Origin of the sequence: Butyrivibrio sp. X503 (assembly GCF_003625475.1) — a bacterium.
Classification (GTDB): domain Bacteria; phylum Bacillota; class Clostridia; order Lachnospirales; family Lachnospiraceae; genus Butyrivibrio.
Genome location: NZ_RAIQ01000004.1, coordinates 168,056 through 194,810, shown reverse-complemented (window position 1 = coordinate 194,810; position 26,755 = coordinate 168,056). Strand labels below are relative to the sequence as shown.

Here is a 26,755-nt window from a genome sequence, read left to right as displayed (position 1 = left end):
ATTATGAGTGAGACTATGAAAAAATATATAGAAGAGGCTGAAAGCGCTCTTCTTCATACATATAACCGTTATCAGATCGTTTTGGACAAAGGAGACGGAGTTCACCTCTACGATATCGACGGAAAAGAGTATCTTGATTTCGTATCCGGAATCGCTGTATTCGCTCTCGGATACAACAACAAGGCATATAATGATGCGTTGAAGGCACAGATTGATAAGCTTCTTCATACATCAAATTACTACTACAACGTTCCGGCAATAGAAGCTGCCAAGAAGATCAAAGAAGTGTCCGTAATGGACAGAGTCTTTTTCACAAACAGCGGAGCTGAGGCTGTTGAAGGCGCTATCAAAGCGGCCAGGAAATATGCATATCTCAAGGACGGCAAGACCGATCATGAGATCATCGCAATGAATCATTCTTTCCACGGAAGAACATTCGGCGCGCTTTCTGTAACAGGCAATCCTCATTACAGAGAGGCTTTCCAGCCTATGATCGGAAATATCAGGTTTGCGGATCTCAATGATTTTGACAGCGTACTTGCTCAGGTTAATGATAAGACATGCGCGATCATCATGGAGACTGTTCAGGGAGAGGGCGGAATATTCCCTGCTACTGAAGAGTTCCTTACCAAGGTAAGAGCGCTCTGCGATGAAAAAGACATTCTTCTCATCCTTGATGAGATCCAGTGCGGAATGGGAAGAACGGGTTATATGTTCGCATGGCAGAAGTACGGAATAAAGCCCGATATCATGACTACAGCCAAGGCACTTGGCTGCGGAGTACCGGTCGGAGCATTTTTATTAAACGAGAAGGTTGGAAAGAATTCTCTTGTTGCGGGTGACCACGGAACAACATACGGCGGAAACCCCTTTGCTTGCGCGGCTATTAACAAAGTCCTTGATTTATTCAAGGAGGACAATATAATAGAGAATGTGAATAAGGTGGCACCTTATCTTGAAAAACGTCTTGATGAGCTTAAGGATAAATATGATTTCATCATTGACAGAAGAGGTGCCGGATTCATGCAGGGACTTGTGTTTAACAGACCTGTAGGCGATGTGATAAATAAGGCGCTCGAAAAGGGACTTATTCTTATTAACGCAGGTGCCGAGATTATCAGATTTGTGCCGCCGCTTATTATTACCAAGGAAGATGTAGACGACATGATCACGATTCTTGATTCATGTTTAGGGGATTTATGAAGCTTAGAACCAGAATTTTTTCTATAATACTTATACTTTGCACAGTTTTGGGAGCGGTTTTGTACGCTCAATCGGGACAGAGCATTTTTGAGGAGCACGCACTTTTTACCGGTGGTAAGACCACTGTTAGAGTATGGTACACCGATGATGCTCTTACGCCCTATCTTCAGAGCAAGGCTGTAGCTTATTCGGAGACCATGAGTAAAGTCAGGATTGAACCCACACTGGTCTCCGGTATTGAGTATCTTGAGGCAATAAACAAGGCCTCTCTTAAAAACAGTAATTACCCGGATCTTTTTATAATAACAAATGATTCGCTTGAAAAGGCTTATTTGGCGGGGCTTGCGCTTGAGATAGACAACTCCGGCAATTTCCTTAACGACGAATCGTTTCCTAAGGCTGCTGTAGATAGCGTTACTTATAACGGAAGATACATCGGCTATCCTTTTTATTTTGAGACCAGCTCACTTGTCTATAACAAGACTTATCTTGAGAATATGGCCAAAGAGCAGCTTGAGACGCAAAAAGAGCTTGAGTCTTTGCCTGATCAGTCTCCTGACGCAGCAGAGGCCATGGCTGAAGAAGAGGCGGCTGAAGCTATGGAGGCCGAGGAAGAGGAGATAGAGAATTCAATTTCCGAAGAGGCGGTTGAAGAGACAGTTTCGGATTCTATCCCCAATACCATCTCGGGAATTCTTTCATTTGCTCAGAATTACAACGCTCCGGATCAGGTAGAAGCGGTATTTAAGTGGGACGTAACCGATATTTTCTACAACTACTTCTTTGTAGGAAATTATATGAATGTCGGCGGAGACGCAGGAGATGATGTTTCTCAGATCGATATATACAATACGGATACTATCAGCTGCATGAAGATTTATCAGCAGCTTAATCAGTTCTTTGCTATCGATTCCAAGTCTGTGGATTATGATAGCGTGGTTCAGGACTTTATCGACGGAAAGATCGTATTTACCGTTGCAACGACAGATATTCTTCGTAGGATCGAAGAGGCCAAGGCAAAGGGCGAGTGCGAATTTGATTTCGGTGTTGCGGATATGCCCGGACTTACCGGAGATTTTAAGACAAGAACAATGTCTGTTACAGAATGTATTGTTGTTAACGGATATTCGGAACATCCTTATGAGGCCAATGCATTTGCTAAATATCTTTGTAAGGATAATTCAGGTGATATTTATAAGATGAGCGGTAAACTCGCCGCACATTATAACGTTAAATACGGCAATCCCAATCTTGATACGTTTGTGGATGTATATGCGGATTCGGTTCCCATGCCCAAGACTATTGAGACAAGCAACCTGTGGATGGAGCTTGAGATTGCATTTACCGAGATTTGGAACGGAGCTGACTGTAACGGCACATTGAAGCAGGTCTCCGAGAATATAATGACGCAAGTTACGGGAAAAGATTACAGTGAAGAATCTATACCCGATCCAAACGACGATGTAATCACTGCCGGACTAAAAGAAGAGAGTGATTAATGTTACGAAGTATTAATTAGGCTTGCACATTTTGCAAAATTAGAATAGAATAAAGGAAGCATGGTGGGGTCCTTCTTAACAGGGAGGATACATGCGGAAATTATTAATACCGATCATATTACTTATCGTACTTACAGGTTGTACAGCCGAGAGAAGCGGTTCTGAGCTGGTTTTCACAGAAAGCGCGCCGGAAGCATCTTCTTTGGAGTCTGTGGATCTTGATAATGAGGATGGTAATAGCGGATCATCAGTAGTCGATACTTCCGAGCTTTCCGGCATTGTTGTTTATGTCTGCGGAGCGGTTAACGATCCGGGAGTATATGAACTATCTTCAAACAGCAGAGCGGGAGATGCGGTTAATTCAGCAGGTGGTTTTTCGGATGAAGCGGATGTTAATTATGTCAATCTGGCAGCCCCTATAGCTGATGGAACCAAGCTTTTTATCCCAACCAAGGAAGAAGTTGCAAATTCCGGCGGATATATCGCAGAAGCAGCCTCAGCTACGGAAGATGGCGGACAGAATAATACATATCAGAGCATTTCTACCGAAAAGGGTCTTATTAACATCAATACAGCATCAGCCGAAGAACTTAAGACACTGCCGGGTGTGGGAGATGTTTACGCCAAGAAGATAATCGATTACAGAGAGAAGAACGGGAATTTTAAAAGTATTGAGGATATCATGAAGGTATCCGGAATTAAAGATAAACTTTTTTCCAAGATCAAGGAAAAAATAACTACATCATAACAAAAAATAATTTATAGGGAACGGTGGAGCAATGGGAAAAGTAGCGCTGGTAGTTGATGATGAAAGAAGTATCGTGAAAGGAATCAAGTACAGTCTCGAGCAGGACGACATTATGGTTGAATGCGCGTATAACGGCGAAGATGCTGTAGCAATGGCATCTAAGAGAAGTTATGACGTTGTCATTCTTGACGTTATGCTTCCTGCAATGTCAGGATTCGAGGTTTGTCAGAAGATCAGAGAGTTTTCTGATGTGCCGATCATAATCCTTACAGCTAAGGGCGAAGATATGGATAAGATCCTCGGTCTTGATTACGGTGCTGATGATTATCTTACAAAGCCTTTCAACGTACTTGAGCTTAAGGCAAGAATCAAGGCGATCATGAGACGTTTTGCCAAGAACAATCCCGATGAGGATAGCATGGTATTCGGTAATCTCAAGATCAACCAGGAATACAGACGTGTTTATATCAAAGATAAGGAAATCAATATCACAGGACGTGAGTACGAAGTTCTTGAGTTCCTTGCATCTCATCCCGGAAGAATCTATTCAAGAGATATGCTTCTTGATGCAATCTGGGGCGAGAAGTTTGTCGGAGACGCAAGAACAGTTGACGTTCATATCAGAAGACTTCGTGAGAAGATCGAAGAGAACGCAAGTGATCCTCAGTATGTAAAGACTAAGTGGGGCAGTGGTTATTATTTCCAGATGAACTAATTTGATATGAAGCATAACACTACATCAGATAGCTCTTCAAAGCTATCCAAATTCACAGAAATATTCAGAAGTCTAAAGGGACAATTCTTTATAGCGATTTTTTTGACAGGACTTGCATGTTGTTTCACCATGCATGTCCTGATCTTTAATGAGTATGAAGAACGTTCCGTCGATATAAGAGCAACTGAGATGCAAAGGCAGCTCAATCTCTTAGCAAATCGCCTTATTAAATACAATTATATGCAGGATACGGATGATCCCGTTATTAACGCTGAGATCGATTATTTGTCCAACTTTAATAACGGCCGAATAATCATAATCAATGACGATCTCAAGGTTGTTATGGATACCTATTCCATCAGCCTTAATAAGCATATTGTGTCCGAAGAGACCATAAACTGTCTGAAGGCCGGTTCAAGAGGAGCTTATTCCGAATATGACAAAGAAAACGGATATTTGGAAGTTGTTGTTCCGATAGTGGGAACCGAGAATGCAGATGGAAACGATGTTATTGATGCCGAAAGGAACGAAGTTGTTCGCGGAGCGATAATGCTTAGCGTATCAATGGATCCCGTTCATCGTTTGCTCGGCAAGATGAGCAAAAAGATTGCTGTTTACGAAGGACTCATAATTTTCATTATCCTGTGTATAGCATATGCGCTTTCTCAGAATCTAATGAAGCCTTTTGATAAAATCACAGCTGATATCAATGAGGTAAAAGCGGGATATACAGAGGATTCCATCGATATTCCGAAGCTTACAGAGGCGAAGCATATCGCAATTGCTTTTAATGCCCTCTTAAGACGAATGAAAGTTTTGGATGACTCGAGACAGGAGTTTGTTTCGAATGTGTCACATGAGCTTCGAACGCCTATCACATCGATGAAGGTTCTCGCGGATTCTCTTTTGTCTATGGGAGAGGATGCACCTGTTGAGCTTTACAGAGATTTCATGGAAGATATCGGTAAAGAGGTTGACAGAGAAAATAAGATCATCGGAGATCTCCTTACTCTTGTAAAGATGGATAAGAAATCTCCGGAGCTTGAGATCACAAAGGTTGATATTGAGGCTCTTATCGAAGGTGTACTTAAGAGAATCAAGCCGATTTCGATGCAAAGAGATATAGAGCTTGTATTTGTCTGCAAGCGTACCGTTACCGCGGAGGTTGATGAAGTTAAGATATCTCAGGTTATCACGAACCTCGTGGAGAATGCCGTTAAGTATAATAAGGACGGCGGAAGCGTGAAGGTTATTCTTGATGCCGATCACCAGTACTTCACCGTTAAGGTAATGGATTCGGGTGTCGGAATACCTGAGGATGCGCTTGAACATGTATTTGAAAGATTTTATCGTGTGGATAAGTCGAGATCCAGAGAGATCGGAGGTACGGGACTTGGTCTTGCCATTTCAAAGAGTGCCGTTCTTATGCACAGAGGAACGATAGATGTTGAGAGTAAACTTGGAGTCGGAACTACATTTACAGTTAAGATTCCTTTGATAGTTGCCACTGAGAAATGATTGGATTGTGAGATATGATATTTGCTAAAAGAGGTTTATACAACAGAATAGCTGTTATCTGCGGTGTTGTTGTCATGGCTTTATCATCGGTATCTTGCTATCATGAGAAGTCTTCTGTCAATAATGTGAAGGTATACTATATCGCAGCCAATGAGAGCAAGCTTGATTGCTGGGACAGCGATGTAAAAGCCAATACCATCGAGACCGAAGAGGCTGTCAGAGAGCTGCTTGATGAATTGTCCAAGGACATCGTTACATCCAAGTCTCAGCCGGCTATTTCCGATTCTGTCAGACTTAAAAGCTTTACGATCGATGAAGATGTGGTCAACCTTGATTTTTATGCAGGATATAAGGATCTGGGAAGAATCGAGGAAGTGCTCCACAGAGCGGCAATAGTCAGGACGCTTACTCAGCTTAAGAAGATAGAGTGTGTCTCTATTTCCGTTGAAGGCGAGCCGATCACCGATCACCTTGGAAATCCTGTCGGTAACATGAGAGCCGATGATTTTATCTATAACATCGGAAACGAGATCGGTTCTTATGAACAGCTTCAAATAAAGCTTTACTTTGTAAACGAGTCCAACGACAAGCTTGTTCCCGTATACAGAACCGTTGTATATAACAGCAGTGCTTCCGTTGAAAAAATGGCTGTTGAGCAGATTGTTAAAGGACCGAGGAGCAATGAGGTTTTTCCGACGATCTCACCCGATACCAAAGTAATCAACTTAAGTATAAAGGACGGAGTTTGTCATATTGATTTTTCAAAAGATTTTTTGTCCGAGCCTTTTGATGTGGATCCTCAGCTTGCGCTATATTCGATAGTAAATACGGTTACGGAATTTCCGAGTGTGGACAAGGTTGAGATTCAGGTGGACGGTCAAAAAGAGTTTACCTTCAGAGAATTTCTTATCTCGGGTGAATACGAAAGAAATATGGATCTTGTCCAGTAATGTTTTAAGGAGTTTTTTGTTTATATAATATGAAAAGGCCGTTGGTTGTTGTAGCTTTGATGATCACGGCGATTGTCTTTATTTATCTTGTAATTTCTTTTGATAAAAAAATCTATGTTCCCGCAGAAGAGCTCGACGGCTCTTTTGCGGAGTGCATCGGAGTGGTTTCCAAAAAAGAATTAAAAATCCTATATTCGGGCGATATCGTAAATGTTATCTATCTTGTGCCCAAAGAAAAAATGCGCTGCAAAGCTAAGTATATTGAGTGCTACCTGGATCCCGGCAACGAAGTGATCCCTCATATCGGCGAAGAAGTGCTTATTAAGGGAAAAGTATATACTTTTAAGCCTCCGCGCAATCCCGGTGAATTTGACAGTCGTCAGTATTATTCAACATTAAAAATTGCATATAGAATTAAAAATACTGAAGTTGTCGCCGGTAACGGAAAGAAGGATATTTTAAGAGATAATCTCTGCAAACTTAGATACAGACTTGAAGATATACTCGATAAAAGTCTTGATGAAAAAGACAGCGCGGTCATGAAGGCTATGCTGTTGGGAGACAGGGCGTTTATGGACGATGAGATAAAAGAACTGTACAAGAACAGCGGAATTGTCCATATCCTGGCGGTCAGCGGACTTCATATCTCGATAATGGGAATGGGAATCTATAAGCTTCTTAAGAAAGTAAGGCTTCATCCCGTTGCATGTACTGTTGTTTCGCTTTTGTTCATGTATCTCTACGGTGAGATGTGCGGAATATCTTCATCGTCGTTTCGTGCTATCTGTATGTTCGCGCTTAGGCTTATGGCGCCGCTTGTAGGAAGAACATATGATATTTTATCCGCACTTTCGCTCGCCGAGATACTTCTGATCGTCGATCAGCCGCTATATCTTTGTAACAGCGGCTTTCTGTTTTCGTTTGGCGCGATCATAGGAATAACCGTTGTTAAGCCTATGGTTCAAGAGGCGATTCTTTTTGCGGTAAGTTCAAACAAAAGAATCTGCAAAAACCTTGTGACACAGGGCTTTATGGCCGGAATATCCGTTATGCTTGTAACGCTTCCGATTCATCTTGAATTCTATTATACGTATCCGATCTATTCGCTTTTAACGAATGTCATTGTGATCCCGCTGATGGGTGTGCTGTTGGTATGCGGCGTATTGTGCCTGATAGTGGGGGGATTTTTGGGGACGGCGCTGGCAATCCATTTCCTGAATATTCCTGCAATTGCGGTTCATTACATCCTTGCGCTTTATAAAATTCTATGCGGAATGCAGAATGTCATACCCGGAAACACTCTGTATCTCGGGCATAAGGCGTGGTATAGAGTAGTGGTTTATTATATCCTGCTCGGATCGTGGATCATCGTGAGCAAAGCTAAAAAGTTCAGACGCACTGAAATCATGAGGATTGCACACATTGCCATGCTTCCGGCTGCATTATTTGTCTTAATAATAAGCGTCCCGCACGGTCTTAAGATAACAGCTATTGACGTCGGTCAGGGCGATGGAATAGTTGTATCGACGGGCTGCAGCAATGTCCTTATCGACGGGGGAAGCAGCAGTAACAATAAAGTCGGCAAGTATTCGATAATACCGTATCTGTGCTATGAAGGGATCGGTTCGCTTGACGCCGTTATCGTAAGCCATGAGGACGAAGACCATATTTCCGGAATATCAGAGCTTATGGATGGCATGGAGAAAGGCGGGATACGGGTGAAAGCGCTTGTTTTACCTGATGTATCCGACATTTCGAGAGGAGATAACTATCATAAGCTTGAAGCGCGGGCAAAAGAACTGAAGATTCCCGTTACATACCTTAGCAAAGGAGAAAGCTTTAGTCTTAAGGTAAAAGACGGCATACAGACCAAAACGCTGGAGATGACCTGTCTTAATCCTACGGAAAAAATGTATACTGAAGGCGCTAATGCATATTCTACGGTTTTGCATATGCGATATGGCGCGTTTACAGCTCTTTTTACAGGGGATGTGGAAAAAGAGGGAGAGGAACAACTCAAACAGACAATAAGCCAAAATACGGCAAAATATGGCGATATAACACTGCTTAAAGTTGCGCATCACGGATCGCAGTATACAACAGACGAAGAATTTCTTGAACTGACACATCCAAAGCTTGCCGTTATAAGCTGCGGCGTGAACAATACCTACGGACATCCGCATGAGGAGCTCCTTGACAGGCTTGAAAGCCAAAATACAAGAATTTACCGCACCGATGAAATGGGCGCTGTAAGTTTTACAGTATCAGCCAAAGGCGATGTCAGGGTAAAAAGCATGATTTCTCCGTAGCAAAAAAGGAATTTCATATTGTTTTATACAAAAACAGGCATAGCGTTCCAAAACGCCATGCCTGTTTGCTTTATTCATAATATATCGAATTAAGTGATCACACAGATCAGAATGAATAGCCGTTTGCTCTGTTGTAGCCTTCGCAGATGGCATTTAAATTCTTGATCACGATGTAAAGAGCGATAAATACACCTACACCGCAAAGAAGTGTTCCGACAACCATCCAAAGAAGTACTGTTGTTCCGCTCTCTTCAAAAGTCATTCCGTATCTGGGAGCATTTTTACTAAGTCTGTTTCCTACTTTGTAGTACCAATAGTATGAGTAGATTCCGCAAGTAACCATGCTAAGAAGAATATATGCAACAAGACCCGGAGTCTCCTCACCGTCGCCTGCGCAGGTAATATTCATGTCTCTTGCAACGGTATAAGTAAAATAATAAGCATAAATACCACATGTAATAATTGTAAGAAGAACTACAATAAAAAGATTTCTGTCAGTATTAAGCGGCGCATTTCCTGTAAAAGCGTTATTGTTACCGTTAAAAGTATTCGTTACATCGTTGATAGCACTTGTAAAATCCTGCTCTGCGGAATTAAAAGCTTTGTTGGCAGCATCCCCAAGCTGCTGGATTGTATCAGCCTCTACTTCCTTTCCACAGTTGGGACATACAGTTGTTCCCTCAGGCAATTCGTGACCACAATTTTTGCAAAACATAAGCATCCTCCTAAAAAATTAAATTAAAAATTTTATATATGAACCCGTTGTGGGGCTCAAAGCTAACTATTGTATCGCTCGGGTCCAGAAGTCTGTATACATATACAACAACGTAGAGAGCGATAATGTTGCAAATTATAAAATTGAAGATCTTTTTGGGAATTCTCTTTTTATTAAGCAAAAGAACAAGAGCGGGAAGTGGAACCCAAAAAAGCGGATGATAATCAAAAGCGGATTTCATATCAAGCCTGAGCGCAGAATGAACAGCTCTTGTCGTTCCGCATCCCATGCAAGATACCCCCGTTATAAATCTTATGGGGCAGCCGATTCCGACAAAATGAAAAAAAACATATAGAGCAACCACTGCTATAACGGCTATCCAAAAATCCTTCTTCTTCATAACATGCTAAAGTATAACATAACAAAGGCTTTAATTAAACCCAAAAAGCACTGTTTATGGTGAGTTTTTATTGTTTCTATGGTAACATAAAGTCTGGAGTGTGAAATGAAATGGCAGCGAAATCATCGGATTTTAAGGTAAAACAAAAACAACTCAATGAGGACATAACATCGGGAAACCTCAAGCAGTGCTATCTTGTTTACGGAGAAGAGGCGTATCTTCGTCTGCAGAACAGGGATAAGCTCGTAAAGGCACTGGGCGGGGACAGTGCTTCGATGAATTTCACCAGATATGAGGGCGATGCCTGTGATCCTGCGGCCATCATTGATATGGCTGAGACGATGCCTTTTTTATCGGACAAAAGAGTCATTCTCGTTGAGAACAGCGGCTTTTTTAAAAGCGGATGTCCGGAGCTTGCCGATTATCTGAAAGAGCCTGCGGAGGCCGCATATTTCATCTTTGTTGAAAAAGAAGTAGACAGAAGAAAAGACATCTATAAGGCCGCAGCCAAGCTCGGACTTGATATAAACTGCGACGAGCAGGATGAGGATACACTGAAAAGATGGATCGCATCCAAGTTTAGATCCGAGGGAAAAAACATATCGAGCGGAGCGGTAGCTTTTTTGATAGACAGGGTCGGAACCGACATGTCCAATATCAGTACCGAGATAGAGAAGCTTGTCTGCTACTGCATCGACAGAGATGAAGTTACAAGTGCCGACATCGAGGCGGTTTGTGCGAACTGGATCACCAGCAGGATATTTGCGATGACCGACGCCATTGTTGAGAAGAACAGAAAAAAGGCGATAGATCTTTACTACGATCTTCTTGCACTTAAAGAGCCTCCGGCCAAGATACTTGCGCTGATCACAAGGCAGTTCAATCTTATGCTTCAGATAAAAGAAATGGATGACAACAGGAAGGACAAGGGAACGATTGCGAGCGCGGTGGGACTTATGCCTTTTCTTGTAGGGAAGTACGTAAACTGGGCCAAGAACTATTCATATCAGGAACTAAAGGACGCGCTTGAACTGTGCGCTTCCAATGACGAAGCCGTCAAAACGGGTAAGCTTGATTATGTTATTAGCGTTGAGATCGTAATTATCGGCTGTACGGGAAATTGAGTTTGAAAAACATCTTCCCAGGGCTTATACTATAAGTTAACTTTTCTTGAAAAAGGAGGAGAGTTTTGAACAGACCAAAACCACAGGAAATTTACAGACATTTTAAGGGAAATATGTACCAGGTGATCGCGATCGCGACTCACTCGGAGACACGTGAAGAAATGGTTGTCTATCAGGCACTTTACGGGGACTACAGATTCTATGTAAGACCTCTAGATATGTTTATGTCGGAAGTCGACAGAAATAAATATCCGGACGTGGCGCAGAGATACCGCTTCCAGAAAGTGGAAGTCTTTGAAGAGCCCGCGGCAAGCGTACAACCTGAGGTGGTAACACCGAAGCCGGAAATTACTGCTCCGAAGGTAAGTATAACGCCTTCCGAACCCGTTTCGGAGAAGGCGCAGATCAGACAGAATTTCAGAAACGAGCCTTATAAGCCGTCTGCGGTCATGGAAAAGAGCGTTGACGAAGAGGCGCAGGACCTTAACTTGGATCCCCTTGTTATCAAGTTCCTTGACGCGGATCTCGCGGTCGAGAAGAATGACATTTTGTCCAAGCTTCGCCCTATAATAACAAACGATATGATTGATATCATGGCTATGTCGCTTGGCGTAGTCGTAAATGAAGGCGATGTAAACGACAGATTCAACGATCTTCGTACCTGCCTTACAACAATGGAAAAATACGAAAGTACCAGATTAAGGAGCTAAATAAAATTATGAAATTACTTTCAATTGCGATTCCTTGCTACAATTCCGAAAGTTATATGGAGAAATGTATAGAATCACTTTTGGTCGGAGGAGAAGACGTTGAGATCATTATCGTCGATGACGGCTCCAAGGACAGAACTGCTCAGATAGCAGATGACTATGCAAGCAAATATCCCACTATCGTTAAGGCTGTTCATAAGCCCAACGGCGGACACGGAAGTGCCGTTAATGCGGGTATTGAGAATGCAACAGGTCTTTTCTTTAAGGTTGTCGATTCCGACGACTGGGTAAAAGAGATCGCATACCGCAAGATTCTTTCTACACTTGCAGAGCTTGCGGGCGGTGACAAACAGCTTGATCTTCTCATCAGCAACTTTGTTTATAACAAGGTCGGAGAGAAGAAGCATAAGGTAATGCGTTATGCCAACATGTTCCCTATTGAGGAGCTCTTTACATGGAAAGACATTAAGAGAACTCCCAAGGGGAAATATCTTCTTATGCATTCCGTTATCTTTAGGACCAAACTCCTTCGCGAGTGCGGACTTAAGCTTCCGGAGCACACATTCTATGTAGATAATATTTATGTTTATAACCCGCTTCCGTTCGTTAAGAACATGTATTATCTGGATGTGAATTTCTACTATTATTACATTGGGCGCGAAGATCAGTCTGTAAACCAGAAGATCATGCTCTCACGTATCGATCAGCAGCTCAGAGTCAACAAGCTTATGATCGACTATTATGTTGAGAATATCGGAATGATCCGTTCTCAGCACGAAAGACACAAGTATATGTTTAACTATCTTGAGATAATCACGGCGGTTTCATCGGTTCTTTTGATAACTGAGGATACTCCCGAGAATCTTGCCAAGAGAAAAGAGCTTCTTGATTATATTAAGAACAAAAGTTTCTTGCTTTATCTTAAGATTAGATATAGTATTGAAGGAACATATATTTATTTACCCGGAAAGGGAGGAAGAAAGATCACGCTCGCGGGCTACAAGCTTTTGCAGAAGATTTTCCACTTCAATTGACGGGGCGCTTTTTACAGAATTAGGGGAACTACTATGAAAGGAAAAATAAAGGTAAGAGAGATTTTAAGATTGGCCGCGCCGATACTTATGTATCTGCCCATATATGGAATTTGGTTTTCATTATTGGAGAAACACAGATTTTCACATTACGCGCTTATTCATACGACGCTTGATGATAAGATACCGTTTTGTGAGGTATTTATTATACCGTATGTTTTATGGTTCTTTTATGTTTCGGGAACGGTGTTGTACTTCATGTTTACAATGGAGGTTGAAGATTACTACAAGGACGTTATGTTCCTTGTTACGGGGATGACATTATTCCTCCTTATTTCAACGGTATTTCCGAACATGCACCAGCTTCGTCCCGCAGTTATGCCAAGGGATAATGTATTTACTCACATGATCGAGACATTGTACAAGACGGATACGCCTACCAATCTATGGCCCAGTATCCATGTTTATAATTCGCTGGGAACAATGATCGCGGTGCGTAACAGTAAGAGGATCAAGAAAGTTGGAAAGATATTCAGCGATATTCTCGGAGTATCGATCATACTTTCAACTATGTTTATCAAGCAGCACTCAGTTTATGACGTGCTCACAGCGTTCTCCATGGCTATTATCTTTTATCTTGTATTCTATCATTCAACTGTTGTTGAGAGCTTTTGCAAGAAAAGAGAAGAGAAGCTCGCATTTAGATATGACTGAAATTAAAAGACGGTCTGCAGTTAATTCTGCGGACCGCTTTTTTGTATCCGATATTATAAATGATGATCGTATCAGTTCATAAGCTGTAGTTTTTGCTGTAAGCATTCCAGCGTGATGTTATCTGACTTCACCGAAACCTCACCGTCTGTGTGAACCCACATGGGTATCATCGTTCTAACCGTAAATTTGGCTGTTCTGTATTTGTAAACTCCCTTAAAGATATAATGGAAACCGAATATCGAAAAAGGAAGCGCAAGGAACATCTTAGCTCTTGGAAGATCGCCGACTATACACAGATCGAAGAGACCGTCCGTAAGATCTGCTTTCGGAGCAAATCTAAAGCCGCCGCCTTCGTGGTGATGTATCATTGCGGTGATCAGCATAAAGTGCGACAGATGCAGCTTTTTGCCGTTATCGAATTCTATATCACATGGTATTTTATCCGCTTTGATCAGCTGTTTTATGGCAATTGCGCCGTATGTAAGCTTGCCCAGTCCGATCTTGTTAAGGAAATTCTTGGTTCCTGATGAAAGAGCCTCTTCACATACCGCCGCGTCAAATCCGATCCCGGAGCTGACATCAAAATAGCGGACATCGCTTATTTCCTCGCTGTGAAGTCTGGACATAGGAACCGTCTTGGAGTTATAGGTAAGCTTACCTATATCGAGAGTCCTTACGACCTTACCGGCAGCTATCCGTTCAAGGAGTTCGTCGAAATCCTTGGGATATGAGAGGTCTCTGACAAAATCATTACTTGAACCTATGGGAATAAATCCGAGGATTACCTTATCAAAATAATCGTGGATTCCGTTGATCGCCTCATTCAAGGTACCGTCTCCGCCCAGGACAATGACCCTTACGGGATATTCCATGTCATCCGGAGCATTTACGGTGAGCTTCTCCATGAGAGCCGTTGCGTCTCCGGGGCCCTTTGTATAAGCCGCCTTGTAATCAATTGAGGCTGAAATGAGCTTGTTCTCAAGCCTTTCCCATATTTCTTTTCCCTTACCGGAACGTGCTGATGGATTAACTATGCAGTAGTACATACAATTCCTCTGTAAAAATTTTGATTAATCGAAAATATTATAGCATTTTTTGTCGTTGTGTGGTACGATATGCAAGATGTTTGCTTTAATACATTAAATTGACGAAATATCATTATTTTTGGAGGAGCTAAGATGTATTCATTGGAAGAAGTTAAGAAAATCGATCCCGAAATTGCTTCCCTTATCGAAGCGGAGGTTGAACGTCAGAACAACCACATTGAGCTTATTGCTTCAGAGAACTGGACCAGCAAGGCCGTTATGGCAGCTATGGGCAGCCCTCTTACCAACAAATATGCAGAGGGACTTCCGGGTAAAAGATATTACGGCGGATGCCACGTAGTTGACGAAGTTGAGAAGCTTGCAATTGAGAGAGCGAAAGAACTCTTCCACTGTGATTATGCCAATGTACAGCCTCACTCAGGTGCACAGGCCAACCTCGCTGTACAGTTTGCACTTTTACAGCCCGGTGACACCATCATGGGTATGAATCTTAGCCAGGGCGGACACCTCACACACGGAAGTCCGGCCAATATATCGGGAACTTATTTCAAGGTTATCCCTTACGGCGTAGATGAGAACGGTGTTCTTGATTACGAAGAGATGTACAAGCTCGCTGTAGAGAACAAGCCCAAGCTCATCATCGCAGGTGCTTCTGCATATTGCAGAACAATTGATTTCAAGAAATTCAGAGAGGCTGCAGATGCATGCGGAGCTATCCTCATGGTAGATATGGCTCATATCGCCGGACTTGTTGCCGCAGGCGTTCATCCGAGCCCGTTCCCTTATGCTGACGTTGTTACAACAACAACTCACAAGACACTCAGAGGACCCAGAGGAGGACTTATCCTTTGGAACCAGTCAGCTCAGGACAAGTTCAAGATCAACAAGGCTGTATTCCCCGGAATCCAGGGCGGACCTCTTGAGCACGTTATCGCTGCTAAGGCTGTTTGCTTCAAGGAAGCTCTCACACCTGAGTTCACAGAGTATGGTAAGAAGGTTGTTTCCAACGCCAAGGCTCTCTGCGAAGGTCTCATGAAGAGAGGAGTGCAGATCGTATCAGGCGGAACAGACAATCACCTTATGCTCGTAGACCTTACAAACTTCGGTCTTACAGGTAAAGAGGTTGAGGCATGGCTCGACGATGCACATATCACAGCCAACAAGAACACTATCCCCAACGAGCAGCAGTCTCCTTTCGTTACAAGCGGAATCCGTCTCGGAACACCTGCCGTAACTACAAGAGGCATGAACGAAGAGGATATGGATCAGATCGCTGAGGCAATCGCAGTGGTTATCAAGAACAAGGGTGAGAAGAACGATGAGGCACGCGCTATCATCAAGAAGCTCACAGACAAATATCCCCTTGACTAATTTTCTATTAGTAGGCCAAGATTTCAGTAAATAATTTTAAGCCAAAATTGTTCGCATCTTAAATGTGTGACAATTTTGGCTTTATTTTTTCCCACGATCACTGAACTTAACATTTGAAAAAGAGAATATGCAGAATTGATTATAATGAACATACAATTTTGAAAATACACAGATTATTTTACAATTATAAACTAATTATTCAAAATAAATAAAGATTTTGGATAAAATGTATTGACAAATTAGAAGCCCGCCAATATAATGAAATCAGATAAAGGGATTAAAAAATATAAAAATACTTCTCCCGGATCGGTAAATGGGGAGAAAGAAAGGCAGGTACACTCCAAAGGGATAGGTTAGTTTAAATATTCAAGGAAAGGATGGTACAGACCACCGGAAATTTTTAGTATTTAACTAAAATAATCGTTTTATCTAAGATGTAGAAAAACAGCACTTCCTGTACATGAGACGTGGTTCTGACAATATCAATATCTTGCAACCACAGCATACGAGTGCAAATGTTAATGGAAAGACGTGCTGAGAGTTTAGGAGGACGGTCCATTGGACGAAGAAATATTTATAGAAGATAAGTACTCGGTATAAGGGCAGAAGTAGGTATCATAGATGAAGCTTCTGCCCTTTTGTTATGCCTTTTTTTATGGTAAAATAGGTTGAAAAATATTGTGGCATACGGGGAAGTTATGAGTAAATTTGATGAGCAGGATTTTGATGAAAAGAGACTGGCACGCAGGCAGAAGAGGAAAAAGAGTCAGATAACGGCTTTTGTTATTCTGGCACTTTTTATTTTACTTATTGCCGGTGTGGCGGTTTTTTCTGTATATAAGATAAAAGACTTATTGGGTATTACAAGCGGAAGTCAGGAATCTCAGGAGGCTGCGGCCGACGAGGGAAGCTCGGAAGAAGTTGTTATAGAGACTCCGGAGTCTGTGGAGATCGAGCCTGACGAGATGACGGAAGATGATGTATTGGACGAACTTGCAAAGAGCTGTATGGCCGAGCTTTCGATAGAAGATAAGGTTGCGGGTTTGTTCATCGTAACTCCCGAGCAGCTTACCGGAGTAGCTACGGCGGTCCAGGCAGGAAGCGGAACGCAGGATGCGCTTTCCAAGTATGCTGTTGGCGGCATTACTTATTATGCCAAGAACATCAAGGATGAGGAACAGATCACGAAGATGCTGAGTACAACGGCATCAATGAGTAAGTATCCTATCTTTACATTAGTTTCTGACGAGGGTAAAAAAGGCGGAGTTACATCAACGATCAGCATAGATGGAATAACAGATGTTACTGATTCAGATACCGCAGCTGCTACATCCAAGGCACTTGGAGATAACCTTTTTAAGTATGGATTCAATATGGATATCGCGCCAGGTATAGATCTTAGCGAGAACGGATTGTACGGAAGCGATGCAGGCAGCGTCAAGGATATTACTGCATCTTTTGCATCAACAATGAAGGAAAGCGGAGTGAATGTTTGTGTCAATGCATTTCCGTTAAAGACTGATACGACGGCAGGCCTTACGGCTGTAGATAAGAGCAAAGACGAGCTTGCGTCGGGCGAATATGAGATATTCAAACAGATAATTGAGAACGCTGACCCTGCGGCGATAATGATGTCCAACGCATCATTTGAGAAAGCTGCGGGTGATAATACACCGGCATCTCTGTCTTCTGCGATGATAGACGGAGAGCTTAGAAACGGTCTTGGCTTTGATGGGATTATTATCACGGGACCGCTTAACGAGGCTTCGATAACGGAGTATTACACATCTGCGGAAGCTGCTGTCAATGCGATCAAGGCGGGAGCGGATATGATCTATCTTCCCGAGAACTTTGAGGAAGCTTATAACGGACTTCTTGAAGCCGTTAACAGCGGAAGCATTGACGAAGCAAGGCTTGATGAATCGCTTTTGCGTATTTACAGAGTTAAATATGCCGGCAAGGTAACGGAAATATTAGGAAATAGCTAAAAGAGGGATATATGAGACAATTCAGAAATGAATGGAAATATCTCATAAACTACGGTGAGTACGAGTCTTTAAAATGCCAGATGAGACCATATTTTCATCTTGATCCCAATGCTAAGGGTGACGGATATCTTATCCGAAGCCTTTACTTTGACGATCTGTGGAATTCGGCTTATGAAGAGAAGGAAGTAGGCGTGTATTTCAGAAAGAAATACAGGATCAGGATCTACAATTTCTCCGACACAAGCATTAAGCTTGAAAGAAAGCTTAAGCAGGGAAGCTATATTTACAAGGAATCTGCATCTCTCACCCGCGATGAGGTATACAAGATTTTAGACGGCGATTATGAATTTCTTTTGCATTCGGACAATAACCTGTGCAGAGAGTTTTACTTTGAATGTATCAGCAACATGATGAGGCCGAGAGTTATAGTGGACTATGACAGAACTCCGTTTATCATGGACGCGGGCACTGTCAGGATTACTTTTGACAAAAAAGTAAGAGCGGCGATAGGAGGCTTTGATATATTTGACGATACGCTTCCGACATTGTCGGCGCTTCCTTCCGACAAGCTTATCATGGAGATAAAATACACGGAGTTTTTACCTAAGATAGTAAAAGAACTGGCTCCTCCTTCAAGAAGCGAATTTGTGGCAGCCTCAAAATATGTTCTTTGCTGTGATAAAACCAAATACTTATTTGATAATAACTACTATGTGGATGAGAGGAGTCTTATATGAGCGTTAAAGACGTAATAAGGAAATCAATTTTAAATTCGGATATTTATTCAACCTATGATCTCGGAAAGATAGCTCTTTCCCTTATAATTGCACTTATCATGGGTATGATCATTTACTTTGTTTACAAGAAATTCTACGCGGGCGTTGTTTTCTCAAAGAGTTTTGCGGTTACACTTATCGGCATGACAGTACTTACATGTATGGTAACACTTGCGATCAGCACCAATATCGTTATTTCACTCGGTATGGTCGGTGCGCTTTCAATCGTAAGATTCAGAACAGCGATCAAGGATCCGCTTGATCTTTTGTATCTGTTCTGGGCGATAACCACCGGTATTACGGTGGGTGCGGGCATGTACTGGCTTACACTTGCGGCTGCAGTTATTCTTATTATCATGATCATCATTTTCTATGCCAAGGCTTCAACAGGTCAGGTATATGTTGCCGTTATCCACTACGAGGGAACAGAAGCGGGAGATAAGGTCATGAAGGCGTTCGGAAGCACTAAGAACTATATCAAGTCCAAGACACTTCGTGCGGGAACAACAGAGCTTGCTGTTGAGTTATATATCAAGAATGACGAGTTTTCTTTTGAAAAAGAGATCAGAGATATTCCTGAGGTAAAAGATATCACGCTTATCCAGTACAACGGAGAATATAACGGCTGAAATAAAGTTGCCACAATATCTGAATTTTAAACAATAAAGTATTAAAAAACGTATATTTATAGTCCAAAAAGCTATAAATATACGTTTATTTGATTTAGAATTAACTTGCAGAGGTATGTTTTTTTATTATTGATTTAAAGGAGGCAGTATTATGGCAGAAGTACAATTTAAGCCGCATATGGCCGAGCCGGTACACACCGGGGCAAATACTCCTGTGTCGCGTCCTAAAGAACCGGTTAAAGTAAAGGAACCTATAAAGCCTCATGAAGATAGAACCAGGGAACTCATCAAGGAAGATGTTTCCAAGCGCGAGGATATCAGGACTAAGGAGTACGGACCTGTAATAGCAAGATCCAGTGACGGCGATACGGTCAGGGTAAAAAAAGAAGATATACAGGACAGAGACGAGCGGGATAAAAAGGATAACAACGCCATCTACGATGTATCCAAGAATGATGCGTCAAAGAGAGAGCAGGAGATAGTTCCCGAAGTAGAGCTTCCGGAAATAGAGCTTAAGGAAAAAGAGCCCAGATTCGAATTTAAGCCCATTCCTTATGAGCCGGGAGAATTCCTCGAAAAGACCAAACAGGAGGCTATAAAGGCTAAGGACAGCGCCAGAGAGATATATAAAGAGGCCTCTATAGATGGTTCCTCATCCAACTCCAATCAGACGGTCGGAAGCTATTCGGATTCCATGCTTAAAGAAATGTATCTAAAGGGCGATATATCTCAGATAAGCTATGAGCGCGAGATGGAAGCCAGAGAAGAGCAGAGAAAAGCCCGTGAGATGGATGATAGAGCTTTTTCAAACGATATGGCCGATGAAACCGAGAGACTGAGAGAAATGGAGAGAACAGGGAATGTTATAAGAGATGTGGAGACGGGAGATGTCAATACATCGGATAACGCCGCTCCTTTGGAAGACAGACTTCAGGCTATGCAGAACATAGACAATATGTGATCTGTACGATTTAGGACATAATAAGATATAAATAAAGAGGACTAAAGAAGCAGTGAACTCTTTAGTCCCTTATTTATGTGAAGGCATTGCAATTGCCATGCCGGTGTACTAACCGGATCTTCGGAATATATCGATCCGGGTGCCGAGTACTGTTTTATTTCTGTTTTAAAGCGATTTTTTCAGCTTCTTTGTTCGTATAGTAAAACTCTACGACTTCATCATTATCGAAGGTGAAATATAATACGAATTTTTCGAATTCGTACTTGTATCCGATTCCGTACTCACTCTTAAAAGTCTCATAATCATCACCGTAGGTCTTAACGACTTCATCCTTTGGAGTACCTACGCTGATATTCATTGATGTGAATACGCCTTTTTCGGAAACAGTTATGGTAAGAGGTGTCTCTGTTTTGTCCACATCAACTGTCTGCATGCCGATCTGATTGTCGTCAAAAGAGTAGTAGTGATCGGCAAGAGCGGGATCACTCTGAGGATCGGGTTTTCCCATAGCCTCAAGTATTTGATCCTTAGTGTCAAGCACAGAGATCTGGTTCTGCTTATAGTTGATAGTGGGATCGTCTTTTTCCATTGAAGTGATCTTGGAAACTGTCACAGAAGCACCTGTTGTTGCCATATCAGAACCTGTATCGCCACTGTGCTCCGAACTGTCTGAAAGAGCTTCCTGAACGGCTTCGACCGTTTCTTCGTCTACAGTAAAATCTTCAGTTGATGATATTACGTCTTCTTCGGTCACACCGCAGCCCATAAGTATGAAAACAAGAGCTGAGGTGATCGCAAATGTCGATAATTTCTTCATAATTTCTCCTTTATTACATCTGTATAAATCAATCCATATCATCGAAATCGGAGGCAGTGGCTAGGTTCTTGTAGTTGATTGCGACGACTTTATCGTTTTCTGTTATAAACATGATGTCAAAGCCGTCAAAGCTGCAGGAAATCATTCCGTCTTTGCCTTCTTCGGCTTCCTCGTAGGCATTGAGGACGTCATCTTTTGAGCTACCAACCTTGATACCGCGAGAGGTACTGACAGTGTCAGTTTCGATATCAAGAATGTACGGATATTCTTTGCCGTCTTTTTTCATTGCGTTGTAGGTAATCTCGGCTTCGCCGTATACATACATCGATTGAATATCCGAAGTAACGGTAAGCTCGGTGTTAAATGCACCAAGATTGCTTAAAATCCTGTCGTTGCTGTCCAGAATAGATATTGTATTTCCTTTGTAGTTAAACTGATCGGAGGTGAGTTCCGAATTAGTTTCCTGCTCAGCATCTTCTGAAGCTTCATAAGTTTCACCGGCAAGAGAGGAGTCGGCACCGGCTTCTTCTGATCCACTTTCAGTATCGCTTGAGTTATCGATACCGGTGCTTTCTTCAGCACCGATAGCGGTGGTCGACAGCTCAAGACTTGCTGATTCACCGGTTGTTTCCCCACAGCCGATGAGCATAAGCATAACAGCCGATGCAATTGTAACGGTCGTTATCTTTTTCATATCTGTATCTCTTTCCTTTTTGCGCTTTTAATTCCATTCGAATTTATCGTGGTTTTCTTTGTTTTGGTAAGTGAATGCTGTTACCTTATCATCTTCTGTGCCGAAAGCTAATTGGATATCACCCAGATCATATATATAGGATTTTCCAATAGTTTCAGCTATTTCTTCATCCGAGAAAGGGGTCCCGTCTGCATGTTGTGGCCTTTCAGGCTCGACATTGGGTTCTCCGTAAGCAGCCTCAATATCTTTTGTGGAACTACCTATCTTGATTCCTCGTGCAGTGGTTGTTACATTTTGAGAGATATAGAATTCTATAGGGTATTCGGTTCCGTCTTTTGTAAGCGTTGTCAGATGTATTTCGCTTTCTTTGAAGCAATAATCTCCTCTATCTTCGCGGATTGTTGTTCTTTCCGGATCGCAATCACCCAATTTTTCCATGATGGTATCTTTATCGTCTAAAATTGATACTGCCTTTCCGTTGCACATGAACTGGTCATCGGAAAGCTCTGTTTTTACTTCGCCCGCGTCGGTAGAAGATGATGAATCATCATAGTTCAAGGTAGAAGCTGTTTCATCGCCTCCTGTTGTTTCCCCTGTTGTTCCTGACGCGCCGCAGCCCATAAGTGCAAACACCATTGCAGTTGAAATAGCGATAGTTGATAGTTTCTTCATTTTTTCTCTCTCCTCATAATGTTCTATTTATTGATTATTATATTTGGCGTTGTTGGCAGTATTGTTAAACCAATATTTCGCTACCTTTTTGTCATCGTCATACTTGAAACTAATTGAATAGCCGTCAAGATCGTAGGTGGTAACGTGTAGCTTTAATGGCGTTCCGTTGTCGGCTACGACGCCTTCACCGTTATCTACGTCTGTGGGTTCACCGTAAGCTTCAACGACTTCATCCTCTGTACTGCCGATTCCGATACCTTTTGATGTTTTGAAATCACCTGAACGGATATCCAAAGTTGTCGGAAGCTCCTCACCGTCGATCTTTACTGTTGTATACTCGATCGCACCTGAAGCAAAAGAGTAGAAGATTGATTTACTTGCATCGGAGGTGGGGTCACCGTCCGCAGGTCCCAAAGCATCAAAGGCTGTCTGAAAATCATCGAGGATTGAAACCTTCTTGCCGTTAACTTCGATTGAAGCATCATCGGAAGCAGAAGATTCTTCAGTCGAAGTTTCACTTGAAGCTGCTTCGGCTTCACTTGAAGTATCTTCGGTGGCTGTGTCTGTGCTTGGAGCGACCTCTTCAAAAGAAATATCGCTTGTAGCGGGAGATGCCTCAGGCGCTGCTTCTCCGCAGCCCATAAGTGCGAGCATCATTGCCGATGCCGTTATAATTGCCATAGTTGTCTTAGTTTTCATCCTGTCTCTCCTTTATAAGCAAAAATAAATTATTGAGGCGCCTTGTTGTTATTTTCTGTATTCCAGAAGGTAATTAAATATAATTCTCCGTCAAAAAAACAAAAATCCATTGTAAATGATCCGAAGTCATATATAATTCCGTCTTCCATATTGGGAGCTACGGTATATGAATCGCCATAAGCGGCTATAACTTCATCTTTGGTATTTCCGATACCGATCCCCTTGGAAGTCTTTACGTTTTTGTCGCAAACCGTGAGCGTGAGAGGATATTTTTCACCATTGTTGTCCCAAACGCTGTAGCCGACAGAATCTTCTTTTGTTCCAAAGGAACAATGAGTTACATTCTTATCATCGGAATACGTATAATCAGGTATTTCTTCGCCAAAAACATCATGTATAGTCTTGTCATCATCAAATATTGAGACGCTTTGTCCGTTATATTCAAATGAAGCATCGGCATCTGTGATATCAGATGGAGTGGCTTTGGCCGGACTTTCCGCTGCATCGGTAGTGTCAGTTTCGGTGGGAGAAGTGGTTTCTTCTGCAGAGATGCCTTCGAAAGCCGAAGCGCTTCCCACTGAATCACCGCAGCCCATAAGTGCGAGCATCATTGCCGATGCAGTTAGAATTGCCATAGTTGTCTTAGTTTTCATCGTTTCTCCTTTTAATTAGCGTTTATTTTATGGTAATAAGCGTTATTTCTTATGACCATGGAACCATATCATGAGTTGCGGAGTTCTGATAGGTGATTCCGCTTACATTGCCTTTTTCGGAAAGGGGAAAAATGATCTTGTAATTGTCAAACTCGTACTCAATGTATTTGTAATTGCCACTTTCGCTTTCCTTGGTCGGTTCACCATAAGCCGCGATCACATCGTCCTTACTGCTTTCAATCTTTATCCCCTTGGGGGTGGAAATTTCAGGGGTTTTGATGGAAATTGAAAGAAGATTCTCTTTTCCGTCTATAACAAAGGTAGAAACGTCAATGCAGGCAAGGTGATAGTAATATCTTTTTTCTGCAAAATTCGGATTATCGTCATCCGATCCTTCATAGGTATCATCGGGAGTGCCGAGAGTATCGATCACAGTCTGTACATCATCCAGAATAGAGATTTCTTTTTCCTTATAGCTAAAAGAATCATCGGATGTCGATGCACTTGTCGTGTCCGTAGATGCGTCAGCGATGCTTTCTGCTTCGGCTTCCGGTGCCTTGACATCTACAGAGATTTCCGCCCCGGTTTCGCCTAAATCCTCACCGACAGTAGTTACTTCTTCAGAAGAACCACATCCCATAAGCGTTAGCATCATTGCTGATGCCATTAAGATTGCAACTGTCTTTCTTGTTTTCATATTTCCTCCTTTTATAAGTGTAAAAGCAAAAACTGCTATTCCCTTTAAAATAAAGAAATCAACTTATGAATAAGATCAGGGCATCATTGAGCGAGTTAATGAACTCTCTACGCAGATAAGTATGACCTTATCGTTGTCATCGAACTGGAAAGTATGAGTACATTTATCAAGTGTATAAGTCGTTGAATTCGGGAAGGAGATCAGCTTGTCCTGATCCTGCTCTCCGGGCATGCCGTATGTATTAAGAACGTCCTCTCTGGAATCGCCTATACCTATGCCTTTGAAGGTTTCAACACCCTCTTTATCTATAAAAAAGCATAAAGGGCATTCGGTCTTCTTGATCTTATAGGTCTCATATTCAACGCCGGCGAGCTTGTAGCTGTATCTCTTGTCACATTTGTAAGCAAAAGTGGACTCGGGCTCTCCGAGAGTAGCAAGTGTTGAATCAACGTTGTTTAGTACCGAAACAGTCTTACCGTAAATCACAAGACAATCGTCGGATGGGTTAGCAGTGTGATCTACTGTTTCAATAACGGGTGTATTGTTATTTTTGGGAGTTGTAAACGAAGAAAGACTCGTGCATCCCATAAGTGTGAGCATCACTGTACCTGTCATAAGTAATGCGGGTAATATTCTTTTAAGTCTCATAGTATTCATCCTCTTTATAAGCGCCAAAAGCGATTACCGTGTTATTGAACAACTTTGGATGATGTCTCGACGTTTTCAATAGTGATCCTGTCTACTTTTTCCTCGTAGATATCGAATACGATATTGGTATCATCAAAGTTGTATTCAATTGCACTGAATGTGTCGTCGTTAACTTTGTTAGGTTCGCCGTAAGCTGCTATAACTTCGTCTTTGGAGCAGCCCACGCAGATATTCTTGGGAGTTAAGATTCCGCTTGCAATAACATATATGCATTTTGGAAGCTCTTCTCCGTCAACCTTGTATGTTTCAAACTCGATAGCATGTGAGTCGAAGCTGTACAGGTTTTCGTTTGTGTAAAGACTTGTCTTCTCAGAATCCTTTTTGCCCAGAGCATCAATAGTTGTCTTCACATCGTTAAGTACCGAGATGACATTTCCTTTATACAGAAAAGAATCATCGGGGAGAGAAGCGTAAGCGGCGGGCTCATCCGTTGAGATGGCCGAAACCGATGAAGCTTCGATATCTGCGGCAAGATCGGCTGAAATACCAACCGAAGGCATATCCGCAAGGCCTGTCGATACACCGGCGTCAATGTCTGTTGTAGGGCCTGCGCCGGTCTCGGGTGAAGACTCAGATGAGGCAGTTCCGCATCCCATCATGGTGAGCATCATTATTGATGCCATTAATAGTGCTGCTGTCTTTCTTTTGTTCATGTCCACCCTCCTTTTATAAGCGTTAGTTCTTTCCTTTGATAAGCGCTAAGATAAGCGCATAGCGTTAATTGAATTTGGTCTTTGAATAGTAGTAGTTGTTTTTGTAGATGACCATTTCAACTTTTTCTTTTTTATCATCAAATACAAAAGAGATATTGTAAGTATCAAATTGGTATTCAATGCTATAAACTATACCGTCGTCGATGGTATCATTCGGGTCACCGTAAACGGAAAGGATATCCTCTTTGGAATCTCCGACACCGACTCCTTTAGCGGTTTTGATGGAAGGAGATTTGAGGTATAAGTAAACCGGAGACTCTTTTCCGTCAATAATGGTGGTGTCAAAAGCAATTGCTCCTTTATCAAAAGAGTAGTTTTTGTACTCGCCTCCGACAAAGGAACCGTCCTTGTCGTAATCACCCAGCGAACCGAGTGTGATAGCGGCATCGTTTAAGATCGATATGTTCTGATCTTTATATACAAAAGAATCATCTGTAAAATCATCTGATGAATCGGATGAACTTACAGGTTCTGACGCTGATTCCGTTTCGGATTCTTCCATTGCGGCTTCACTTTCAAAGGGATCTTCCCCTGCGCTGTGAGCGCACCCCATAAGTGTAAGCATCAGTGCAGACGCCGCGATGACTGTCGCTGTCAGTCTCTTTTTCATTTAGTTCCTCCTTTTAAGAGCATCTTTCCTTTTACAAGTGTAAGTGTATTAGTAATGCTAGTACACTTATATCACATTCTGAAGC

Annotated in this window: 28 protein-coding genes; 16 read left to right on the top strand and 12 right to left on the bottom strand. The window is 42.2% G+C overall.

The annotated features are described in order from the left end of the window. Positions 1-3: 3 nt before the first annotated feature. The 7 genes from D6853_RS08675 to D6853_RS08645 all read left to right on the top strand — a co-directional run bounded on the left by D6853_RS08675 (position 4) and on the right by D6853_RS08645 (position 8,942). Positions 4-1,203 carry an aspartate aminotransferase family protein gene (locus tag D6853_RS08675; protein ID WP_330541953.1) on the top strand — a complete coding sequence of 400 codons (1,200 nt, stop codon included), beginning with the start codon at positions 4-6 and terminating at the stop codon, positions 1,201-1,203. Further along, positions 1,200-2,702: a sugar ABC transporter substrate-binding protein gene (locus D6853_RS08670; protein WP_120657614.1), complete on the top strand. Its 1,503-nt coding sequence runs from the start codon at positions 1,200-1,202 to the stop codon at positions 2,700-2,702. Before D6853_RS08675 ends, D6853_RS08670 begins: the two co-directional genes overlap by 4 nt. Before the next feature lie 91 nt (positions 2,703-2,793). Beyond that, the gene (locus tag D6853_RS08665) at positions 2,794-3,450 is read left to right on the top strand and encodes a ComEA family DNA-binding protein (protein ID WP_120657613.1); all 657 of its coding nucleotides are present in this window, start codon (positions 2,794-2,796) and stop codon (positions 3,448-3,450) included. A 31-nt stretch (positions 3,451-3,481) separates the two neighbouring features. Then, on the top strand, positions 3,482-4,165 hold the full coding sequence (locus D6853_RS08660; RefSeq protein WP_120657612.1) for a response regulator transcription factor: 684 nt from the start codon (positions 3,482-3,484) through the stop codon (positions 4,163-4,165). A 6-nt stretch (positions 4,166-4,171) separates the two neighbouring features. Continuing rightward, on the top strand, positions 4,172-5,683 hold the full coding sequence (locus D6853_RS08655; RefSeq protein ID WP_120657611.1) for a sensor histidine kinase: 1,512 nt from the start codon (positions 4,172-4,174) through the stop codon (positions 5,681-5,683). A 14-nt stretch (positions 5,684-5,697) separates the two neighbouring features. Then, positions 5,698-6,633: a GerMN domain-containing protein gene (locus D6853_RS08650; protein WP_120657610.1), complete on the top strand. Its 936-nt coding sequence runs from the start codon at positions 5,698-5,700 to the stop codon at positions 6,631-6,633. Between the two features lie 41 nt (positions 6,634-6,674). Beyond that, on the top strand, positions 6,675-8,942 hold the full coding sequence (locus tag D6853_RS08645; protein ID WP_207667215.1) for a DNA internalization-related competence protein ComEC/Rec2: 2,268 nt from the start codon (positions 6,675-6,677) through the stop codon (positions 8,940-8,942). Between the two features lie 106 nt (positions 8,943-9,048). On the opposite strand, the gene D6853_RS08640 is transcribed toward D6853_RS08645, so the two are convergent. Both D6853_RS08640 and D6853_RS08635 read right to left on the bottom strand, forming a co-directional pair. Further along, the gene (locus D6853_RS08640; RefSeq protein WP_120657608.1) at positions 9,049-9,657 is read right to left on the bottom strand and encodes a DUF4234 domain-containing protein; all 609 of its coding nucleotides are present in this window, start codon (positions 9,655-9,657) and stop codon (positions 9,049-9,051) included. A gap of 10 nt (positions 9,658-9,667) precedes the next feature. Further along, positions 9,668-10,057 (bottom strand): DUF2752 domain-containing protein, encoded by a 390-nt coding sequence (locus D6853_RS08635; protein ID WP_120657607.1) that lies wholly within the window; start codon positions 10,055-10,057, stop codon positions 9,668-9,670. A 110-nt stretch (positions 10,058-10,167) separates the two neighbouring features. On the opposite strand from D6853_RS08635, the gene holA reads away from it, so the two are divergent. The 4 genes from holA to D6853_RS08615 all read left to right on the top strand — a co-directional run bounded on the left by holA (position 10,168) and on the right by D6853_RS08615 (position 13,636). After that, positions 10,168-11,181, top strand: coding sequence for a DNA polymerase III subunit delta (holA, locus tag D6853_RS08630; RefSeq protein WP_120657606.1), 1,014 nt, complete (start codon positions 10,168-10,170; stop codon positions 11,179-11,181). A gap of 113 nt (positions 11,182-11,294) precedes the next feature. After that, on the top strand, positions 11,295-11,891 hold the full coding sequence (locus D6853_RS08625; RefSeq protein ID WP_442861342.1) for a DUF1653 domain-containing protein: 597 nt from the start codon (positions 11,295-11,297) through the stop codon (positions 11,889-11,891). Positions 11,892-11,899: 8 nt separating this feature from the next. Then, complete coding sequence (locus D6853_RS08620) at positions 11,900-12,925, top strand: glycosyltransferase family 2 protein (RefSeq protein ID WP_120657604.1); 1,026 nt, start codon at positions 11,900-11,902, stop codon at positions 12,923-12,925. Positions 12,926-12,958: 33 nt separating this feature from the next. Further along, positions 12,959-13,636: a phosphatase PAP2 family protein gene (locus D6853_RS08615; RefSeq protein WP_120657603.1), complete on the top strand. Its 678-nt coding sequence runs from the start codon at positions 12,959-12,961 to the stop codon at positions 13,634-13,636. A 71-nt stretch (positions 13,637-13,707) separates the two neighbouring features. Here D6853_RS08615 and D6853_RS08610 read toward each other — a convergent pair whose 3' ends face one another. After that, complete coding sequence (locus D6853_RS08610) at positions 13,708-14,682, bottom strand: diacylglycerol/lipid kinase family protein (protein WP_120657602.1); 975 nt, start codon at positions 14,680-14,682, stop codon at positions 13,708-13,710. 132 nt (positions 14,683-14,814) lie between these two features. Here D6853_RS08610 and glyA point away from each other — a divergent pair, with 132 nt between their 5' ends. The 5 genes from glyA to D6853_RS08585 all read left to right on the top strand — a co-directional run bounded on the left by glyA (position 14,815) and on the right by D6853_RS08585 (position 20,407). After that, entirely contained in the window at positions 14,815-16,053 is a 1,239-nt protein-coding gene (glyA, locus tag D6853_RS08605; protein WP_092250860.1) for a serine hydroxymethyltransferase, read from the top strand. 698 nt (positions 16,054-16,751) lie between these two features. Then, complete coding sequence (locus D6853_RS08600; protein ID WP_120657601.1) at positions 16,752-18,041, top strand: glycoside hydrolase family 3 N-terminal domain-containing protein; 1,290 nt, start codon at positions 16,752-16,754, stop codon at positions 18,039-18,041. An 11-nt stretch (positions 18,042-18,052) separates the two neighbouring features. Continuing rightward, on the top strand, positions 18,053-18,778 hold the full coding sequence (locus tag D6853_RS08595; protein WP_120657600.1) for a polyphosphate polymerase domain-containing protein: 726 nt from the start codon (positions 18,053-18,055) through the stop codon (positions 18,776-18,778). Beyond that, on the top strand, positions 18,775-19,446 hold the full coding sequence (locus tag D6853_RS08590; protein WP_120657599.1) for a DUF4956 domain-containing protein: 672 nt from the start codon (positions 18,775-18,777) through the stop codon (positions 19,444-19,446). The genes D6853_RS08595 and D6853_RS08590 overlap by 4 nt, the downstream gene beginning before the upstream one ends. Positions 19,447-19,597: 151 nt before the next feature. After that, the gene (locus D6853_RS08585) at positions 19,598-20,407 is read left to right on the top strand and encodes a hypothetical protein (RefSeq protein WP_120657598.1); all 810 of its coding nucleotides are present in this window, start codon (positions 19,598-19,600) and stop codon (positions 20,405-20,407) included. A gap of 154 nt (positions 20,408-20,561) precedes the next feature. Here D6853_RS08585 and D6853_RS08580 read toward each other — a convergent pair whose 3' ends face one another. The 9 genes from D6853_RS08580 to D6853_RS08540 form a co-directional block, all read right to left on the bottom strand. Then, the gene (locus D6853_RS08580) at positions 20,562-21,224 is read right to left on the bottom strand and encodes a hypothetical protein (protein WP_120657597.1); all 663 of its coding nucleotides are present in this window, start codon (positions 21,222-21,224) and stop codon (positions 20,562-20,564) included. Positions 21,225-21,252: 28 nt separating this feature from the next. After that, positions 21,253-21,918, bottom strand: coding sequence for a hypothetical protein (locus D6853_RS08575; RefSeq protein ID WP_120657596.1), 666 nt, complete (start codon positions 21,916-21,918; stop codon positions 21,253-21,255). A 27-nt stretch (positions 21,919-21,945) separates the two neighbouring features. Beyond that, positions 21,946-22,590: a hypothetical protein gene (locus D6853_RS08570; protein WP_120657595.1), complete on the bottom strand. Its 645-nt coding sequence runs from the start codon at positions 22,588-22,590 to the stop codon at positions 21,946-21,948. A 27-nt stretch (positions 22,591-22,617) separates the two neighbouring features. Continuing rightward, a complete protein-coding gene (locus D6853_RS08565) occupies positions 22,618-23,289 on the bottom strand; it encodes a hypothetical protein (protein ID WP_120657594.1) in 672 nt (223 codons plus the stop codon). 29 nt (positions 23,290-23,318) lie between these two features. Next, entirely contained in the window at positions 23,319-23,942 is a 624-nt protein-coding gene (locus D6853_RS08560) for a hypothetical protein (RefSeq protein ID WP_120657593.1), read from the bottom strand. 49 nt (positions 23,943-23,991) lie between these two features. Next, positions 23,992-24,639 carry a hypothetical protein gene (locus tag D6853_RS08555; protein WP_120657592.1) on the bottom strand — a complete coding sequence of 216 codons (648 nt, stop codon included), beginning with the start codon at positions 24,637-24,639 and terminating at the stop codon, positions 23,992-23,994. Between the two features lie 75 nt (positions 24,640-24,714). After that, a complete protein-coding gene (locus tag D6853_RS08550; protein ID WP_120657591.1) occupies positions 24,715-25,287 on the bottom strand; it encodes a hypothetical protein in 573 nt (190 codons plus the stop codon). 41 nt (positions 25,288-25,328) lie between these two features. Further along, positions 25,329-26,000 (bottom strand): hypothetical protein, encoded by a 672-nt coding sequence (locus tag D6853_RS08545; protein WP_120657590.1) that lies wholly within the window; start codon positions 25,998-26,000, stop codon positions 25,329-25,331. Positions 26,001-26,064: 64 nt separating this feature from the next. Next, on the bottom strand, positions 26,065-26,670 hold the full coding sequence (locus D6853_RS08540) for a hypothetical protein (protein WP_120657589.1): 606 nt from the start codon (positions 26,668-26,670) through the stop codon (positions 26,065-26,067). Positions 26,671-26,755: the final 85 nt, after the last annotated feature.

What these genes read in the sequence shown, in the direction of transcription:
- D6853_RS08610 (WP_120657602.1), bottom strand. Translation starts at nt 14,682, where the DNA reads ATGTACTACTGCATAGTTAATCCATCAGCACGTTCCGGTAAGGGAAAA.
- D6853_RS08625 (WP_442861342.1), top strand. Translation starts at nt 11,295, where the DNA reads ATGTACCAGGTGATCGCGATCGCGACTCACTCGGAGACACGTGAAGAA.
- D6853_RS08550 (WP_120657591.1), bottom strand. Translation starts at nt 25,287, where the DNA reads ATGAGACTTAAAAGAATATTACCCGCATTACTTATGACAGGTACAGTG.
- D6853_RS08615 (WP_120657603.1), top strand. Translation starts at nt 12,959, where the DNA reads ATGAAAGGAAAAATAAAGGTAAGAGAGATTTTAAGATTGGCCGCGCCG.
- D6853_RS08590 (WP_120657599.1), top strand. Translation starts at nt 18,775, where the DNA reads ATGAGCGTTAAAGACGTAATAAGGAAATCAATTTTAAATTCGGATATT.
- D6853_RS08580 (WP_120657597.1), bottom strand. Translation starts at nt 21,224, where the DNA reads ATGAAGAAATTATCGACATTTGCGATCACCTCAGCTCTTGTTTTCATA.
- D6853_RS08585 (WP_120657598.1), top strand. Translation starts at nt 19,598, where the DNA reads ATGGCAGAAGTACAATTTAAGCCGCATATGGCCGAGCCGGTACACACC.
- glyA (WP_092250860.1), top strand. Translation starts at nt 14,815, where the DNA reads ATGTATTCATTGGAAGAAGTTAAGAAAATCGATCCCGAAATTGCTTCC.
- D6853_RS08635 (WP_120657607.1), bottom strand. Translation starts at nt 10,057, where the DNA reads ATGAAGAAGAAGGATTTTTGGATAGCCGTTATAGCAGTGGTTGCTCTA.
- D6853_RS08675 (WP_330541953.1), top strand. Translation starts at nt 4, where the DNA reads ATGAGTGAGACTATGAAAAAATATATAGAAGAGGCTGAAAGCGCTCTT.
- D6853_RS08575 (WP_120657596.1), bottom strand. Translation starts at nt 21,918, where the DNA reads ATGAAAAAGATAACGACCGTTACAATTGCATCGGCTGTTATGCTTATG.
- D6853_RS08650 (WP_120657610.1), top strand. Translation starts at nt 5,698, where the DNA reads ATGATATTTGCTAAAAGAGGTTTATACAACAGAATAGCTGTTATCTGC.
- D6853_RS08665 (WP_120657613.1), top strand. Translation starts at nt 2,794, where the DNA reads ATGCGGAAATTATTAATACCGATCATATTACTTATCGTACTTACAGGT.
- D6853_RS08600 (WP_120657601.1), top strand. Translation starts at nt 16,752, where the DNA reads ATGAGTAAATTTGATGAGCAGGATTTTGATGAAAAGAGACTGGCACGC.
- D6853_RS08555 (WP_120657592.1), bottom strand. Translation starts at nt 24,639, where the DNA reads ATGAAAACAAGAAAGACAGTTGCAATCTTAATGGCATCAGCAATGATG.
- D6853_RS08595 (WP_120657600.1), top strand. Translation starts at nt 18,053, where the DNA reads ATGAGACAATTCAGAAATGAATGGAAATATCTCATAAACTACGGTGAG.
- D6853_RS08565 (WP_120657594.1), bottom strand. Translation starts at nt 23,289, where the DNA reads ATGAAAACTAAGACAACTATGGCAATTATAACGGCATCGGCAATGATG.
- D6853_RS08640 (WP_120657608.1), bottom strand. Translation starts at nt 9,657, where the DNA reads ATGTTTTGCAAAAATTGTGGTCACGAATTGCCTGAGGGAACAACTGTA.
- holA (WP_120657606.1), top strand. Translation starts at nt 10,168, where the DNA reads ATGGCAGCGAAATCATCGGATTTTAAGGTAAAACAAAAACAACTCAAT.
- D6853_RS08545 (WP_120657590.1), bottom strand. Translation starts at nt 26,000, where the DNA reads ATGAACAAAAGAAAGACAGCAGCACTATTAATGGCATCAATAATGATG.
- D6853_RS08620 (WP_120657604.1), top strand. Translation starts at nt 11,900, where the DNA reads ATGAAATTACTTTCAATTGCGATTCCTTGCTACAATTCCGAAAGTTAT.
- D6853_RS08660 (WP_120657612.1), top strand. Translation starts at nt 3,482, where the DNA reads ATGGGAAAAGTAGCGCTGGTAGTTGATGATGAAAGAAGTATCGTGAAA.
- D6853_RS08670 (WP_120657614.1), top strand. Translation starts at nt 1,200, where the DNA reads ATGAAGCTTAGAACCAGAATTTTTTCTATAATACTTATACTTTGCACA.
- D6853_RS08655 (WP_120657611.1), top strand. Translation starts at nt 4,172, where the DNA reads ATGAAGCATAACACTACATCAGATAGCTCTTCAAAGCTATCCAAATTC.
- D6853_RS08540 (WP_120657589.1), bottom strand. Translation starts at nt 26,670, where the DNA reads ATGAAAAAGAGACTGACAGCGACAGTCATCGCGGCGTCTGCACTGATG.
- D6853_RS08560 (WP_120657593.1), bottom strand. Translation starts at nt 23,942, where the DNA reads ATGAAAACTAAGACAACTATGGCAATTCTAACTGCATCGGCAATGATG.
- D6853_RS08570 (WP_120657595.1), bottom strand. Translation starts at nt 22,590, where the DNA reads ATGAAGAAACTATCAACTATCGCTATTTCAACTGCAATGGTGTTTGCA.